This is a genomic window from Undibacterium umbellatum, assembly GCF_014284125.1.
In the GTDB taxonomy this organism is placed as follows: Bacteria; Pseudomonadota; Gammaproteobacteria; order Burkholderiales; family Burkholderiaceae_D; genus Undibacterium; species Undibacterium umbellatum.
In genome coordinates, this window is record NZ_JACOFX010000001.1 from 907,209 (window position 1) to 921,749 (window position 14,541).

Annotated in this window: 14 protein-coding genes; 6 read left to right on the plus strand and 8 right to left on the minus strand. The window is 49.9% G+C overall.

Annotation, left to right across the window (positions count from 1 at the left end):
• The first annotated feature begins 33 nt into the window (after nucleotides 1–33).
• The 3 genes from H8L47_RS04275 to H8L47_RS04285 are packed head-to-tail and all read left to right on the plus strand — an operon-like array spanning nucleotide 34 to nucleotide 2,897.
• On the plus strand, nucleotides 34–1,428 hold the full coding sequence (locus H8L47_RS04275; RefSeq protein ID WP_186952040.1) for an MBL fold metallo-hydrolase RNA specificity domain-containing protein: 1,395 nt from the start codon (nucleotides 34–36) through the stop codon (nucleotides 1,426–1,428).
• A gap of 36 nt (nucleotides 1,429–1,464) precedes the next feature.
• On the plus strand, nucleotides 1,465–1,902 hold the full coding sequence (locus tag H8L47_RS04280) for a hypothetical protein (protein ID WP_230413570.1): 438 nt from the start codon (nucleotides 1,465–1,467) through the stop codon (nucleotides 1,900–1,902).
• A complete protein-coding gene (locus tag H8L47_RS04285; protein WP_230413571.1) occupies nucleotides 1,899–2,897 on the plus strand; it encodes a CapA family protein in 999 nt (332 codons plus the stop codon). The genes H8L47_RS04280 and H8L47_RS04285 overlap by 4 nt, the downstream gene beginning before the upstream one ends.
• Here the strand turns inward: H8L47_RS04285 and H8L47_RS04290 are convergent.
• Entirely contained in the window at nucleotides 2,894–3,220 is a 327-nt protein-coding gene (locus H8L47_RS04290) for a 2Fe-2S iron-sulfur cluster-binding protein (protein ID WP_186951938.1), read from the minus strand. The two genes, H8L47_RS04285 and H8L47_RS04290, sit on opposite strands and share 4 nt — an antisense overlap.
• Before the next feature lie 105 nt (nucleotides 3,221–3,325).
• Here H8L47_RS04290 and H8L47_RS04295 point away from each other — a divergent pair, with 105 nt between their 5' ends.
• Nucleotides 3,326–3,664 (plus strand): hypothetical protein, encoded by a 339-nt coding sequence (locus H8L47_RS04295; protein WP_186951939.1) that lies wholly within the window; start codon nucleotides 3,326–3,328, stop codon nucleotides 3,662–3,664.
• An 89-nt stretch (nucleotides 3,665–3,753) separates the two neighbouring features.
• Here H8L47_RS04295 and H8L47_RS04300 read toward each other — a convergent pair whose 3' ends face one another.
• The 4 genes from H8L47_RS04300 to H8L47_RS04315 all read right to left on the minus strand — a co-directional run bounded on the left by H8L47_RS04300 (nucleotide 3,754) and on the right by H8L47_RS04315 (nucleotide 6,509).
• A complete protein-coding gene (locus tag H8L47_RS04300) occupies nucleotides 3,754–4,050 on the minus strand; it encodes an SCP2 sterol-binding domain-containing protein (protein ID WP_186951940.1) in 297 nt (98 codons plus the stop codon).
• Between the two features lie 71 nt (nucleotides 4,051–4,121).
• On the minus strand, nucleotides 4,122–4,775 hold the full coding sequence (locus H8L47_RS04305) for a class I SAM-dependent methyltransferase (protein WP_186951941.1): 654 nt from the start codon (nucleotides 4,773–4,775) through the stop codon (nucleotides 4,122–4,124).
• Nucleotides 4,768–5,571, minus strand: a complete 804-nt coding sequence (locus H8L47_RS04310; RefSeq protein ID WP_186951942.1) for an HAD family hydrolase — start codon at nucleotides 5,569–5,571, stop codon at nucleotides 4,768–4,770. Before H8L47_RS04310 ends, H8L47_RS04305 begins: the two co-directional genes overlap by 8 nt.
• On the minus strand, nucleotides 5,568–6,509 hold the full coding sequence (locus tag H8L47_RS04315; RefSeq protein WP_186951943.1) for a CysB family HTH-type transcriptional regulator: 942 nt from the start codon (nucleotides 6,507–6,509) through the stop codon (nucleotides 5,568–5,570). Before H8L47_RS04315 ends, H8L47_RS04310 begins: the two co-directional genes overlap by 4 nt.
• Nucleotides 6,510–6,678: 169 nt before the next feature.
• Between H8L47_RS04315 and H8L47_RS04320 the strand changes: the two genes are divergently transcribed.
• The gene (locus H8L47_RS04320) at nucleotides 6,679–8,895 is read left to right on the plus strand and encodes a patatin-like phospholipase family protein (protein ID WP_186951944.1); all 2,217 of its coding nucleotides are present in this window, start codon (nucleotides 6,679–6,681) and stop codon (nucleotides 8,893–8,895) included.
• Nucleotides 8,896–8,960: 65 nt separating this feature from the next.
• Here H8L47_RS04320 and H8L47_RS04325 read toward each other — a convergent pair whose 3' ends face one another.
• Both H8L47_RS04325 and H8L47_RS04330 read right to left on the minus strand, forming a co-directional pair.
• On the minus strand, nucleotides 8,961–10,127 hold the full coding sequence (locus tag H8L47_RS04325) for an ABC transporter substrate-binding protein (RefSeq protein ID WP_186951945.1): 1,167 nt from the start codon (nucleotides 10,125–10,127) through the stop codon (nucleotides 8,961–8,963).
• Between the two features lie 52 nt (nucleotides 10,128–10,179).
• Complete coding sequence (locus tag H8L47_RS04330) at nucleotides 10,180–11,166, minus strand: fumarylacetoacetate hydrolase family protein (protein WP_186951946.1); 987 nt, start codon at nucleotides 11,164–11,166, stop codon at nucleotides 10,180–10,182.
• A 187-nt stretch (nucleotides 11,167–11,353) separates the two neighbouring features.
• On the opposite strand from H8L47_RS04330, the gene H8L47_RS30200 reads away from it, so the two are divergent.
• Nucleotides 11,354–13,090, plus strand: a complete 1,737-nt coding sequence (locus H8L47_RS30200; protein ID WP_186951947.1) for a methyl-accepting chemotaxis protein — start codon at nucleotides 11,354–11,356, stop codon at nucleotides 13,088–13,090.
• Between the two features lie 79 nt (nucleotides 13,091–13,169).
• Here the strand turns inward: H8L47_RS30200 and H8L47_RS04340 are convergent, their stop codons facing one another.
• Entirely contained in the window at nucleotides 13,170–14,318 is a 1,149-nt protein-coding gene (locus H8L47_RS04340) for a VCBS repeat-containing protein (RefSeq protein WP_186951948.1), read from the minus strand.
• Nucleotides 14,319–14,541: the final 223 nt, after the last annotated feature.

The window sequence follows — 14,541 nt, forward strand, 5'->3', positions numbered from 1 at the left end:
GAAAACACTACCCCTGACTGGAGGTGTATTTTGATCAAACTGCATTTCTTGGGTGCCGCTGGCACAGTAACCGGATCACGTTATCTGCTGATTTCTGATCAAAGCAGAATTATGGTGGATTGTGGTCTGTTTCAGGGCTACAAACAATTGCGTTTGCGCAATTGGGAAGAGCCGCCCTTTGATCCATCAAAAGTCGATGCCATTTTGTTGACCCATGCCCATCTTGACCATTCTGGCTACCTGCCACTGATGGTAAAACTCGGGTTCAAGGGCAAGATTTACTGCAGCAAAGCCACTTTCGCGCTATGTAAATTATTGCTGCGCGATTCTGCGCATCTTTTTGAAGAAGAAGCGGCCTACCTTAATCGACACCATCTGTCCAAGCATCAGCAAGCCCTGCCTTTGTATGACAGCAAAGATGTCGAGAAGGCACTCAAGCACTTTCATTACGTAGATGAACACACCAGCATTACGATTGCCGATGATGTGCAGGCAAAGTGGATACCAAATGGGCATATCCTTGGGTCTTGCAGTATCTCTTTGAAAATGGAGCAGACCAGCCTGTTATTTTCTGGCGATGTAGGGCGGCCGCGTGACTACATCATGAAGGCACCGGAATTCCCGGAAAAAACTGACTACCTGATCGTTGAATCAACTTACGGTGATCGACTACATAGCACGAACATTCCAGAAAATGATTTGCGTGATGTCATCAACAGTACTGTGCAACACGGTGGCTCAGTACTGATACCCTCCTTTGCTGTTGGGCGCGCGCAAACCTTGCTGTATTTGTTGTATCAGTTGCGCAAGAATAAGCAGATACATGATTTCCCCATTTATATGGACAGTCCCATGTCTGAAAGTGCGACGGGTATCTATAGTCACTATGCCGATTCTTTGAAACTCTCTGCTGAGGATGTCGCAGGTATGGTGGCCATGACCACCTATGTCAAAACGCCAGAAGAATCGCAGCGCCTCAATAATGAACGCTGGCCCAAGGTCATCATCTCCGCCAGCGGCATGGCAACAGGTGGCCGGGTGCTACATCACATGAAATACATGGCATCTGACGACAGAAATACCATCGTCTTTTGTGGTCATCAGGCTGGTGGAACTCGCGGCGAATCGATGGTTAATGGCGCAAACACGGTACGCATACATGGCCAGGATGTCAGGATACGCGCCAAAGTTGTACAAATTGATGGCTTGTCGGCCCATGCAGACTACCTAGAATTATTGGGGTGGCTCAAACATCTGAAGCAAGCACCACTGCGCACTTTTATCACACATGGTGAGCCTGCGGCGGCTGACCATCTGCGCCAGAAAATAGAGCGTGAATTGGGCTGGCGCTGTGAAGTTCCTGAACATTTATCCTGTTACAAGATCGAAGCTAAAACTCTGACTTCCCTGCATCCCCAAATACTGTGATAATCGCTGCTCGTATAAACGAACATCGGTGAACCTATGCAGGCACTCGCAGTGACGAAGAAAAAGTATCGTGTATCGCAATTGGTTGGTGGTGTTTTTTTGATGGCAAGCTGCCTGAGCGCAGCCAGCCATGCAAAACCCGTGTTGCGCTGTTATGTCAGCTATGCTGGCAGCATGCAAACGATAGAAAGTCAGATGGTGCAAGACCCCTATGATGTGAAGGCGACGGACATCGGTGAGCGCTTCACTTTCAAGGCGGTCATGGTAGGCAAGGTGCAGCAGATAGACTATGTCAAACTATACGCCTATTTCCAGACACGTCGCGGCGACATACCTGTCCATCAGGCGACCTACCACCCACCGTTCAGAGTGACGTCCAAAGAAACTCGGTTAACGCCGCAAAATTCTGTCTATGCTGGCGATGTCGAGCGTGAATTGCAGTATCGTTGCACCCTGCAAGAGGTGCAACAATGAAAACCTTCAAACAAACTCTGGGTCATTTGTTGACCACCTGTGCCTTGTCAGTAATGGCTACGGGTACAAGCCTGGCGCAAGACAATAGCGTCAGCATACTCTTTGCCGGCGATGTGGTGTTGGATGGCAAGCCAGGAAAAATGATCGCTGAGGGTAAAGATCCGTTTTTTGCCTTCGCCAAATTATTCAAGAACGCCGACATCCGCGTCGTCAACCTGGAATGCGTCGTCGCCACGACGGGTGACGCTGCCGACAAGAATTTTACTTTCCGCGCCCATCCTCGGACATTAGCTACTCTGAAGCAACATGTAGATGCAGTATCAATAGCGAACAATCATTCCGGTGATTTTGGACGTGCAGCTTTCCAGGAAATGCTGGGCTTACTGGATCAGCAGCACATCAAACGCTTTGGTGGTGGCAATAATCTGCGTGAAGCGCATACGCCACTGATCATTGAAAAGAAGGGTTTGCGCATCGCCCTGCTGGGCTATAACGAATACATGCCACGCAGTTTTGAAGCAGAAGCACAGGCTGCAGGTGTCGCCTGGAGTGAAGACGAACAAGTGGTACTAGATATACGCAAGGCACGCCAGCAATACCACGCAGACCTGGTCATCCCGTATATGCACTGGGGCTGGGAGAATGACAAACTGGCCGTCGACAGACAGCGTCAGTTAGCCAAAGTCATGATCGACGCGGGTGCCGATGCCATCATAGGCGGCCATCCCCATGTGATACAGGATGTAGAACATTACAAGGGAAAACCTATCATTTACAGCCTGGGTAATTTTGTCATGGATGAACTCGACAATGAACCGCAAACCCGTGGCTGGGTGATACGCCTGCAACTGGACAAGAAAGGCGTGAAAGCCTGGGATACCCGTTTGGCCAAGATAGATGATGATGGCGTGCCACACCCTGTGCCTGAAGCCAGCACTGCCTGCTGGAATCGCAAGGATGGGCAACTCATGCAGTGCAGTAATACGGCTGACTAAATTTCCTTATTAAACACGGTCGTTGCTGCTGGCACGTCCAGCACCACATCCGAGCGGGCCTGGGCGACACAAGGCAGTATCCAGCCCTCCTGCTTTTCTTCCAGGCTCAGGCCGGGCCAGTCTATCTTGTAATTAATTTTCCCTGCCAGCATCTTGCATATGCAAGTGCGGCAGGTGCCATTGCGACATGAATTGGGGATGCGTATACCTTCCAGCAAGGCGGCCTCCAGCAAGCTGAGTTCGGCCACAGTTTCGCAGGCCCAGCCATGCGGCTGCACAGTCAGCGTCCATACTGTATTGGCTAATGCATCCTGCTTACTCATTTTTTCTCGCTATCGTCCTTGTCTTCACGTCTGAATTTTACTAGATTGAAAGCCTGCCCTCCTGTTGACTGTCAGCAGCGGCAGAAGTCACTCCAGGAGCTAAACATGATGACAGCCAGTGCACATCTACTTTCCCAACAGCAAGATAGCTATTCAGAAAGGCGTAATGCCCGCGCACCAGATTTTATCCTGATGCAGCTTGATCCCCGCGACGTCATAGAAGGAGTAATGTTAGAAGGAGGTTTTCAATCCGAAGATGCGCCGTCGGCAGGTAATATGCGTGAGCATTGCCCCCACTGCAGCGGCGTGCAATTACAACTGATACTGCGCTATAAATTCGTCAAGCGCTCCCACCTGTTTTGCAGCAGTTGCACACGCTGCTATGATGCCCTGTATCCAGACGGTACTTCGGCACTGGCATTGAGTGCGATGTCGCTGGTGTGAGGGAAACGATATGGCAAGCCCCAGATAAAAACGGCATTTCCTCACAAAAGGAAATGCCGCTCTATTTAAGTTGGCCTTTCAGACCAGACTTACACCACCGTCTGCAAGCGCATGGCAACGCTCATGTCGCCTGTTACCTTAAGTTTGCCCATCATGAAACCATTCATAGGATTCAATTGACCAGTCAGCAAGGCTGCCAGGTTTTCCAGAGAAATTGTGATGGTGCAGCCAGCTTCGTTGTTTTCATTACTGACTGTATTTGGTGTCACCAGCGCATCAACAAATACCACGCCTTCATCACCGCAATCAAATTTCAGGGTGGCATTCAAACCACTATCATCACCAACTTTAGCGCGTATCGCTTCTGTGCAAGCTTGCAGATCCATGAATTACTCCAGAAAAAATATAAACGACTTGCAATGTATCACGGCAGGCTTTCGAGGGACAATACTAGAACTCATTTCAAGATACAAGTCAGCATCCAGTAGTAAGTATTTCTGAAAATACGGATATCGCGCACGGCAGGGCCAAATTTCTTGCGCAGTGCACTATCAGTAGGGAAATTCTTGAGTATCTCCACCCTGCTGCCATCTTCCTGCTTGCGTAACTGGAAGGTATTGCCTTCGAGGTCAGTGCGGGCGACTACCGTGCTACTGCCTTCTACATAATTATTGTCGATCAGGACCAGGGTAGTGCCTTTACCCGTCACCTTGCTCAGGTGGCCTAGCAAACTGGTTTGATCATCACGCATGACATGTGACCAGAAAAAACCGGCAAAGCAAGTTGTGTATTGGTCTGCCGTGGCTGCGGGCAAGTCATGCAAGTCAGCCAGGGCAAATTGCACTTTACCTTCAGGGTAAGTCTTGGCCAGCGCCACATCCAGCATAGGCTGGTTATAGTCAGTCGCAACAACGCTTGCTGCCACAGGCGCAAAACGCTCAGTCCAGTAGCCAGTACCGCAAGCCACTTCCAGCACGCGCTTGTCTTTCAATACATCGAGGACTTTGCCCTGAATTTCACGCAAGTCTTGCTGACGCTCGGGTTTTTGGTAAACCTTTTCCAGGGTCTGTGCACGTTGCGCATAGTATTCGCGCATTTTATTTTCACTCATTTTTATCTTTCAACAGAAAATCAACCAGCTCAACAAATCCCTCGCCGTATTGGGCCTGACAAACATAAGCCGGGTGGGCTTCAAATCTGTCCAGATATTTGTAGATATTTGCCACGCCAACTGAAAGCGGGTAATGGGCAAACATACTGGCATCATTGGCAGAATCACCAATAAATACATAAGTCGTTTTTGCGACATCATCGCTGACGCCAAATACTTCATGCAGCACCCGCTGGCTCATGCTTTGCTTGCTGAAGGGCGCAACCGAGGCATGGGCATGGATGCTACTGGTGGTGGCATGCAAACCATGTTCATGGATCAGGGCCACGACCTCATTCAATTGTGACAGCGGTATCGCAGGAATATTTTCCGCTATATCAAAAGCCAGATCACCTATACGTTGCGAGGCATCGGCAGCTGGCAATACATTCGGAAAATGCCTTTGCATGATGTCGGCAAAGTCCAGCAAACGTTGTCTGTGTTGCTGACGGGTTTGGGCATCAGCATAGAACATGGACTGCTGCCTGCCATCCCCGCCCAGCCAAAACGCACTTGCACCATTCTCAGCAATAACAGCATCAAAATCACATAGGCGTAACAAAGGCAAGGTCCAGTAAGTTGGCCGCCCTGTCACGGCTATTCGCCGCAAACCCGCAGTTTTTGCCCGGTCAAGTGCGGCCAGAGCTGCTACTGTCAGCTTGCCGTGGCTACTGAAGGTATCGTCAATATCCGTCAATATGCCGCGCACTTGCCTGCGATGCGCTGCAGGCAAGGCACTCAGTGCCTGCATGCTCATAAATCGTAGGTATCCTTATTGCCCTGCATGACATTGTCTATCATTTTACGGTTCAGGGTAGGATTCAGTAATTCTATAAAAGTATAAATATAACTGCGCAGGTAAGCACCCTGCTTGATCGCTACCCGTGAAATGTTCATGCCAAACAAATGACCAACCGGTATGGCACGTAAATTCTTGTCGCGTTCGGCATCAAAGGCCATACCTGCAATAATACCAACGCCCATGCCTAGCTCCACATAAGTCTTGATGACGTCGGCATCAATGGCTTCCAGCAAGATATCTGGCTTGAGATTCCGGATCTGGAAGGCATGATCTATCTTGCTGCGGCCAGCAAAGGCAGCATCATAGGTAATCAATGAATAATTGGCAACTTCTTCCAGGCTGATATTCTTTAACTTCAGCAAGGGGTGCTCGACCGGAACAACGACGACATGCTCCCATTGATAACATGGCAAGGAAATCAGACCATCAAAGCCAGCGATGGCTTCCGTTGCAATGGCAATATCAGCCTGGTCACGCATGACCATTTCGGCAATTTGCTTGGGATTGCCCTGCAACAGTGACAACCTTACCTTGGGATACTTTTGCATGAAGGCCTGCACTACCTTGGGCAAGGCATAGCGCGCCTGGGTATGGGTGGTGGCAATGGTAAAGCTGCCACTGTCCTGAGCTGCAAATTCCTTGCCTATGCGTTTAAGTCCGTCAATTTCTTGCATGATGAGTTCAACTGACTTCAACACTGCCCTGCCCGGCTCGGTGAGACCACGTATGCGCTTGCCATGACGGGTGAAAATATCGACGCCCAACTCTTCTTCAAGTTCAATAATTGCCTTGGAAACACCGGGCTGCGACGTAAATAAGGCCTTGGCAGCCTCAGTCAGATTAAAATTCTGTCTTACAGCTTCGCGTACAAAGCGCAATTGATGTAGGTTCATGGGTAGTTTTTGTAATAGCGAGGATAATCTCTTATGCAATTAGACCTAGGTTAGCATCGTTTGATATGCATACGCTAGTATATAGACCCTGAACCAAGAATTCCATGTTTCCACCAATTACCACATGCTTAAATCACTTTTACTGCTAGTTTTTAGTCTTGTCAGTTGTTTGCTGACCCCTACCCTCTCGTATGCAGAGAGCATTACCGTACAAGCAACACATGTAAAGCAGCCCAAAATTTGCCTTGCATTGTCGGGCGGCGGCGCACGTGGCTTTGCCCACTTGGGCGTACTTAAGGTGCTGGAAGAACTACGCATCCCAATAGACTGCATTGCTGGCACCAGCATGGGTGCAGTAGTAGGAGGCCTGTATGCAGCAGGTTTCTCGGCCAGCGAAATCGAAGCCAGGCTGGATACTCTGAAACTCAATGACATCGCCCTCGACAGAGTAGAGCGACGTTTCCTGCCGCAAAGCGTCAGGGAGGAGGACGAGCAATATCCTTTGGGAGCTACCCTGGGCCTGAGTTCCAACGGTGTAAGATTACCCGCAGGCGTCGTCCAGGCCAGCCAGTTTCTTGAAATATTACAGAACTGGACTGCCCATCTACAGCCGGACATAGAATTTGACAGCCTGCCCATCCCCTTCCGCACTCTGGCGACCGATATGGAAACCGGTAAAATGGTCGTCTTTACCAAGGGGCATCTGCATAAAGCCATACGGGCCAGCATGGCAGCACCAGGAGTATTTGCCCCTATTGAGATAGATGGCAAATTATTATCAGATGGCGGCCTGGTCAGAAACTTGCCCGTGGATATTGCAAAGAAAATGGGCGCTGATGTAGTGATCGCCGTGAATATAGGCACACCGCTGATGCCTCGCGATCAGTTACTGACCTTGTTCAATGTCAGCCAGCAAATGGTTAATATCCTGACCGAGCAAAATGTGGAAGCGCAAAAGGCTTTGCTTGGTCCGAATGATTTGCTGATAGAACCCAGCATGGGCAATATCAGTTTCATGGATTTCGCCAGGTCAAAAGAAGCTGTGCTGATCGGTGAAAAAGCCACCCGCTCCATGGATGCCAAGCTGGCAGCCTATAGCCTGCCAGCAGAAATCTATGCCATCAGACATGAGATACGCCTGAACCCACGACTACCGCCAATCAAAATACAATTTGTCGATGTGGCTACCAATGGCGCAGTTCCTGAGAGCGATATCCGGCGTCAATTGGATATACGCACAGGCCTTGAATACAAGGCTGAAGACATCAACCGTAAGCTGGCCATACTCAACAATGCCCGTGAATTTGACAGTGTCAATCATGAACTGGTGGAGCGCGATGGCGAGTACGGCATACGCGTGAATGCCTATGGCCGTAACTGGGGCCCGCACTTCCTGCGCTTTGGTCTGGCACTGTCAAGCGGATTTGCAGGCACAGGCGGCTTCAAGCTACAGGTTGGACATAGACGCCCCTGGTTGACTGAGGGCGGACTTGAGTGGCGCAACGATCTTGAATTTGGCAACAGCATCAAGTTCCATACAGAATTACGACAGCCCTTGTTTGAACGCGAAGGTATGTACCTTGCACCATTTGCACAAGTCGGGCAAAACAACCGAAACTTATATAATGGCGATACCCGAATTGCCGAATACAATGTCCGCAGCGACAAACTGGGCCTGGATGTAGGTTTTCGCCTAGGCGAACAAAGCATACTAGGCGAAGCCAAGGTAGGTTTGAATTTCAACCACTATCGTGTACGCCCCAAGATTGGCGGGCTATTGTATGCCAATGGGGATGGTAGTGTGGTTGCGGATTCCTTGCCCAGCGCTGACCTGCAGCAATTCGGCGTCAAGACGGCAATCGTAATTGACCAGCTTAGCGATACCAGCTTTCCTCGTTATGGCTATAAATTCGATGCCAACGCTTTTCTGGGAACCAATCGCGCACGCAAAAATTACCAGGAAGTCGCTGTCAATACAACCTGGGCGAATAGCTTCAATAATCACAGCATCAACCTGAAACTGAATGCGGCTGGGCTACTACAGACAGACACCGAAATACGTGGCGTCGGGTCAACGCTGGGCGGCTTCCAGCAATTGTCAGCCTATCAGCCAGACCAGTTCACTGGCAACTATATGCTCTACGGCAGCGTGACATATTTGCTGCGTGCCGTGAAGTTTGACCTGGCTGGGCAAAGCCTGTTCTTGGGCACATCGCTGGAGGCAGGCAATGTCTGGAACAAGAGTGGAGATGTTTCCTTGCAGTCGTTACGCAAAAGCGCCAGTCTGTTTGCTGGCTTCAATAGTTTTATGGGACCTATATACCTGGGCTTTGCCCTTGGTCAGGGTGGTGCCAGAAATGTCTTTTTCCAGCTAGGCAGACAATAGAAAAGCTAGCTCATTTCTTCCGAAGTGAGCGCGTCCTTCTTATTTCTTAAAGCTGGAAACAGGTTTCAACCACCATACGCATAGACAAATTTCCCGCCCTGGATCTTGCCCATGACACGCGAGCGCTGGTCCAGTCCTACATGGTCAGTCGCACTCATATTGATCACCCCCTGAGGCACGACCAGGTCTTTGGTATTTTCCAGCGCAGTGCGCAAGGCGAGTCGAAATGCCTTGCTGCCCGGCTGTGCAGTTTTCAAGGCAAGGGGAATTGCATTCGCCAGCAACGTGTATGCACCCCAGGCATCACCAGCAAACTGCGTTGCGCTGCCAGCACCATAGGCGGCCTCATATTGCCGCACAAAATCAGTAGAGACTTTTTTCACCACATGTTTTTCAGGCAATTGCCAAGCTACCACGGCTGGCCCGGTAGGGAATAAAGTACCCTCGACATCCTTGCCGCCCAGCTTTAAAAACTCAAGACTGGCGATACCATGAGTCTGGTAAATCTGTGACTTGTAACCACGCTCTATCAGGGTCTTTTGTGGCAAGACTGCAGGCGTGCCTGAACCAGCAATGAGCACCGCATCCGGCTTGGCTGCCATCATCTTCAAAACCTGCCCTGTAACGCTGGTATCGGTACGGGCGAAACGTTCATTAGCCACGACCTTGATATGACGCAGCTCAGCCAGTTTGGAAAATTCACGCCACCAGCCTTCACCATACGCGTCAGCAAAACCGATGAAGGCTACCGTCTTTACGCCATGGTCAGCCATATGTTGCGTCAATATGGTAGTCATGTGAGTATCATTCTGTGGCATCTTGAAAGCCCAGGCACGCTTGGCATCCATGGGTTCAACAATACTGGCCGATGCTGCCAGGGTAATCATGGGCGTTTCGTTTTCTGCCACTGTTTCCAGCATTGCCAATGCGCTGGGCGTCGTATTTGGGCCAACGATGACATCAACCTTTTCTTCTGTGATGAGCTTGCGCGCATTCTTTACTGCAATGCCGGGATCGCTGGCGTCATCCAGCAGGATGTACTCCACTTTCTTGCCGCCAATCTCTTTCGGCCACAGCATGATGGCATTTTTGGATGAAGCACCGATAGCTGCTGCCGGACCCGTCGTTGACAGATTAATGCCCACCCGTATTTGCGCCTGCGCTGCCAGGCTACTCAGGCTCAAAGCGGTGACAACAGCAGTACGCAAGGAATAAGAAAAGATCAAAGACATGCTGTGCTCCAGAACAGGTTTTTCAGGAAATTGGATTGATTTCAACCCATGCTTACAAGTCAGGTTCAGCCACGCTCTGATCTATCGCCCCGAAGATGGATTTACCATTTTTATCCAGCATTTCTATCTTGATGCTGTCACCATATTTCATAAAAGGAGTAACAGGCTCGCCGACAGCGATCATTTCCAATGCGCGTTTTTCAGCGATGCAGCTATAGCCTTTGCTTGCATCCTTGTTCGAGACTGTGCCAGAACCGATGATGGTGCCTGCTCTCGCATTCCTGGTTTTGCACAAATGCGTGATCAATTGCGGGAAGGAAAACACCATATCCACACCTGCATTGGGTTGCCCGACCAGCATGCCGTTGACACTGGAGCGGAGTGCCAGATTGACTTTACCACCTTTCCAGGCCTCACCCAACTCGTCTGGCGTCACTGCCACTGGTGAAAAACTAGACGCCGGTTTGGACTGAAAAAAGCCAAAGCCTTTCGCCAATTCTGCCGGGATCAGGTTGCGCAGGGACACATCATTCACCAGCATCAGCAGGCGTATGTAGTCACCTGCATGCTGCACCTTGACACCCATGGGCACGTCCCCAGTCACAACAGCAATTTCACTTTCAAAATCGATGCCCCACTCCTCAGAACCCGTAACAATATCGTCACATGGGCCGATGAAGTCATCGCTACCGCCCTGATACATCAGAGGGTCATGCCAGAAACTGTCAGGCATCTCGGCATTCCTGGCCTTTCGCACCAACTCCACATGATTGACATAGGAAGAGCCATCTGCCCACTGATAGGCACGCGGCAATGGGGCCATGCAGTTTTTTGGTTCAAAATCAAAACTATAGGCTGCACGCCCTGCATTGAGGCGGTTATATAATTCTTCTAGCTGTGGCTGGATAAAATTCCAGTCATCCAGCGCGCGCTGCAAGGTCGGCGCTATGCCGTCAGCGATGGCCGCAGTCTTTAAATCACGGGCCACAACTACCAGTTGCCCATCCCGCGAACCGTCTTTGAGTGTTGCAAGCTTCATAAATCCTCTGTATTGATCAGGTATTTTGCGATTTTACCTGAAGGGCTCATCTAATTTGTCAGGAAACTGACAGCCACAACGACCAATGACCAATTTACTTAGCAGAACGGCGCGATTTTAGGTATGCTAAAACTTGGAACCGCTGTTGCCCGCCTCCCTCAATCTGATCTGTACAGGAATTGCAGCCATGAACTTTAATAATCTTAAAATCAGGGTACGTCTCAGCTTTGGCTTTGGTATGACTTTGCTAACCATGTTGTTCATGGTCGTCATCAGCGTAGTGAGATTGAATGACATTGCCGATCACAATAAACAAATCCTGGAAAATGATGCGGTCGGTGTCGCCAGTGCACTAGAGATCTCTGCCCTGATACAGGAAAACGGCAGCCGTACTCTGGAGTTGTTTATTACACCAGACCAGAATGCCCGCACTGGCCAATATACTGCTATTGATGCGAACAAGAAAAAAATAAGTGCTCTGATTGAAACATTAAAGAGACTTGCCTTGACCCCAACAGAAAAAGAGGCTGTTGAAAAACTGACCGCATCCAATGCAGCATTTGTCACGGCTTTCAGTAAGACTGGGGATCTGATCGAGCTGGATCAAAAAGATGAAGCCGTCGCCATGATGGGGAAATCCACCTTCCCTGCATTAAAGCAATCCCTGATCGATATAGACAAGCTCAGCACCATAAAAAAAACGGACATGAATGCCAAAGGCGAGGAGATCAAAAATATCATCATGTTCTCGCGCAATCTGATGATTGTTCTGGGTATCATCGCCCTGCTTCTCAGCGCCGCTTTCGGTGCCTGGATAGCGCGCTCGATCACTGGCCCACTGGATGACGCTGTCAAAGTTGCTACCAAGGTTGCCAATGGGGATTTGACAGGCCGTATAGAAGTACGCTCGCGTGATGAAACCGGGCAATTGCTGAGTGCCCTGGCAGATATGAATAATAGCCTGGTCATGACCATCAGTCAGGTGCATAACAGTACAGAGATGATCTCTACTGCATCAGGCGAAATTGCTTCTGGCAATGCAGATTTGTCCAGCAGGACAGAATCCCAGGCCAGCTCACTGGAAGAAACCGCATCCTCGATGGAAGAATTGACTTCTACTGTCAAACAAAACGCAGACAATGCACGTCAGGCTAATCAACTGGCGATCTCTGCCACAGAAGTTGCCACCAAGGGTGGTCATATCGTCAGCCAGGTCGTCAATACCATGGGCTCTATCAAGGATAGCTCGGGCAAAATTGTCGACATCATCGGGGTGATTGACGGCATCGCCTTCCAGACCAATATCCTGGCTTTGAATGCGGCGGTAGAAGCCGCCCGCGCAGGTGAACAAGGCCGTGGCTTTGCAGTGGTTGCGGCCGAAGTCAGGAACCTGGCACAGCGCAGCGCCAGCGCTGCCAAGGAAATCAAGACTCTGATTGATGACTCTGTTGAGAAAGTCAATCTGGGAAACAAGCTGGTTGAAGATGCTGGCATGACCATGGATGAAATCGTCACATCCATCAAACATGTAGCCGACATCATGAGTGAAATCACCGCTGCCAGCCAGGAACAAAGTGCAGGCATAGAACAAGTCAATCTTGCCATCGCTCAAATGGATGAAATGACACAGCAAAACTCAGCCCTGGTTGAGCAGGCAGCGGCAGCAGCCGAGAGCATGCAAGAACAAGCTGGCGCTCTTGCGCAGGCCGTCAGCGTTTTCAAGCTTGACAGTGTAGTCAATAGCAAAAATGCTTCTCAGCCCGCCCTTGCCGTCAATAAGGTCCGCAGCAAACCGCCAACAACGACCACCTTAAAAATCAGCAAGGCACCTATAGCAAGCAAATCCGCACAAAAACCGGCTGCAAAAACGTCGAGCATGGAAAAGCCACCTGCTGGCGGCAACGATGATTGGGAAGAGTTTTAATCTCAAGTACGATTGGTTATGGTCAAAAAAAGCACAATTTCCTAAAGAGACTGTGCTTTTTTTGAAAATTGCAGGCAGATCATACCGACAAATCAACCTGCTGCAAGCTATGCGCCCTGCCATCCTCACTCAGCCAGATACCAGAAGAACGAAGCTGTCCATCAGATTGATTTTGCGTATTATTCAAAGCGAACTCTGTGCTCACATTGCCCAGATACAGCGCCCCCACATTGGCTTGTTTCAAGCTTTGCAACTGATCTTTGCCGCTACCATCCTTGGTCCAAACTTTTAATTTGTCAAAGACCGCATCGTTTTCATCTATCCAGTGATTGCCATCGCTATCATAGGCGGACAGCTCAGAAAACCCATTACCCGTGCCGGGTCCAAACAACTCACTGCCATTATTGATCTTGCCATCATTGTTTTTGTCCAGCGCAAGAAAGCCAGCACCTTTAACAAAAGATATGTTCTCTTTTTTACCATCGCCATTTAAATCAAAGGAAAATTTCTGCGATGTTAATTGCGCAGAATGACCATCAAAATTGATTACCAGAGGATCAACTTTCTTGCCATCACCCAGCCTGATATTCGTGCTGCTTTCTTCGTGATAGCTACGGTTGAGCTGGAATGACAGATCAAAACTGATTTCTCTATTGTCCGCCGTCACGATCTTTCCACTGGCCTGAAAAGAGGTTTGCTCGGTTTCGGTATAAGAATGATGTGTGTCTATTTCCACACCCCACCCGGCTTGTTTAGGCCCGGTCGCCTGGGCGGGCGTTACCGCCTCAGTTGGCACTGGCCGCGCGGCCGCTGGTGCTGGCGCATCACTCTGCTGTATATCCGAACTGCTCAAGAGATTGATTTTCTTACCTGTCATCAATTCCACGAGATATCTGATCAGGCGTATGCGGGGATCATTCTCTGCTTCATCACTGGCTTGCTGAACTGCGTCAGCCGCAGATGCAGCGGAAGCGGAAGCGGAAGCGGAAGCGGAAGCGGAAGCGGAAGCGGTAGCGGTTCCTGTCGGCGCGGCCTGCGCAGCCCAGCCCGCATCTGAGATTCTTACATTCGTCGAAGCGTCCCTCGTATTGGCTGGCAATCTGATACTGCTGCCTTCAAAATCCGGGCGCTTATTGCCGACCCAGGCACGCAATCTTTCTTGCGTCTCCATTGTCGTTGTCGCTGCATGTTGTGATGACAGAGAAATATCCGACGATGCAATTTTCATGATGCGCTCCAGCCATGGGCCGTTAAACCAACAAAAACCTGGAACACATACCAGCAAACATTGCATTTTCAAGACACGACAACGGTCCTCGCGGCTTCTGTGACAGGACGCGATCACGCATGGCTTGTCTGCCCAATATCTGTTCCATCCGCACGCATTTCGAAAGCCTTGAACATTCAAATGGAATATGCGTGATCTACACAGGTAACGGTAAAAGAACAAA

Excerpts from the sequence above, each read along its gene's own strand:
- H8L47_RS04280 (WP_230413570.1), top strand. The coding sequence starts at position 1,465 with ATGCAGGCACTCGCAGTGACGAAGAAAAAGTATCGTGTATCGCAATTG.
- H8L47_RS04285 (WP_230413571.1), top strand. The coding sequence starts at position 1,899 with ATGAAAACCTTCAAACAAACTCTGGGTCATTTGTTGACCACCTGTGCC.
- H8L47_RS04290 (WP_186951938.1), bottom strand. The coding sequence starts at position 3,220 with ATGAGTAAGCAGGATGCATTAGCCAATACAGTATGGACGCTGACTGTG.
- H8L47_RS04295 (WP_186951939.1), top strand. The coding sequence starts at position 3,326 with ATGATGACAGCCAGTGCACATCTACTTTCCCAACAGCAAGATAGCTAT.
- H8L47_RS04300 (WP_186951940.1), bottom strand. The coding sequence starts at position 4,050 with ATGGATCTGCAAGCTTGCACAGAAGCGATACGCGCTAAAGTTGGTGAT.
- H8L47_RS04305 (WP_186951941.1), bottom strand. The coding sequence starts at position 4,775 with ATGAGTGAAAATAAAATGCGCGAATACTATGCGCAACGTGCACAGACC.
- H8L47_RS04310 (WP_186951942.1), bottom strand. The coding sequence starts at position 5,571 with ATGAGCATGCAGGCACTGAGTGCCTTGCCTGCAGCGCATCGCAGGCAA.
- H8L47_RS04315 (WP_186951943.1), bottom strand. The coding sequence starts at position 6,509 with ATGAACCTACATCAATTGCGCTTTGTACGCGAAGCTGTAAGACAGAAT.
- H8L47_RS04325 (WP_186951945.1), bottom strand. The coding sequence starts at position 10,127 with ATGTCTTTGATCTTTTCTTATTCCTTGCGTACTGCTGTTGTCACCGCT.
- H8L47_RS04330 (WP_186951946.1), bottom strand. The coding sequence starts at position 11,166 with ATGAAGCTTGCAACACTCAAAGACGGTTCGCGGGATGGGCAACTGGTA.
- H8L47_RS30200 (WP_186951947.1), top strand. The coding sequence starts at position 11,354 with ATGAACTTTAATAATCTTAAAATCAGGGTACGTCTCAGCTTTGGCTTT.
- H8L47_RS04340 (WP_186951948.1), bottom strand. The coding sequence starts at position 14,318 with ATGAAAATTGCATCGTCGGATATTTCTCTGTCATCACAACATGCAGCG.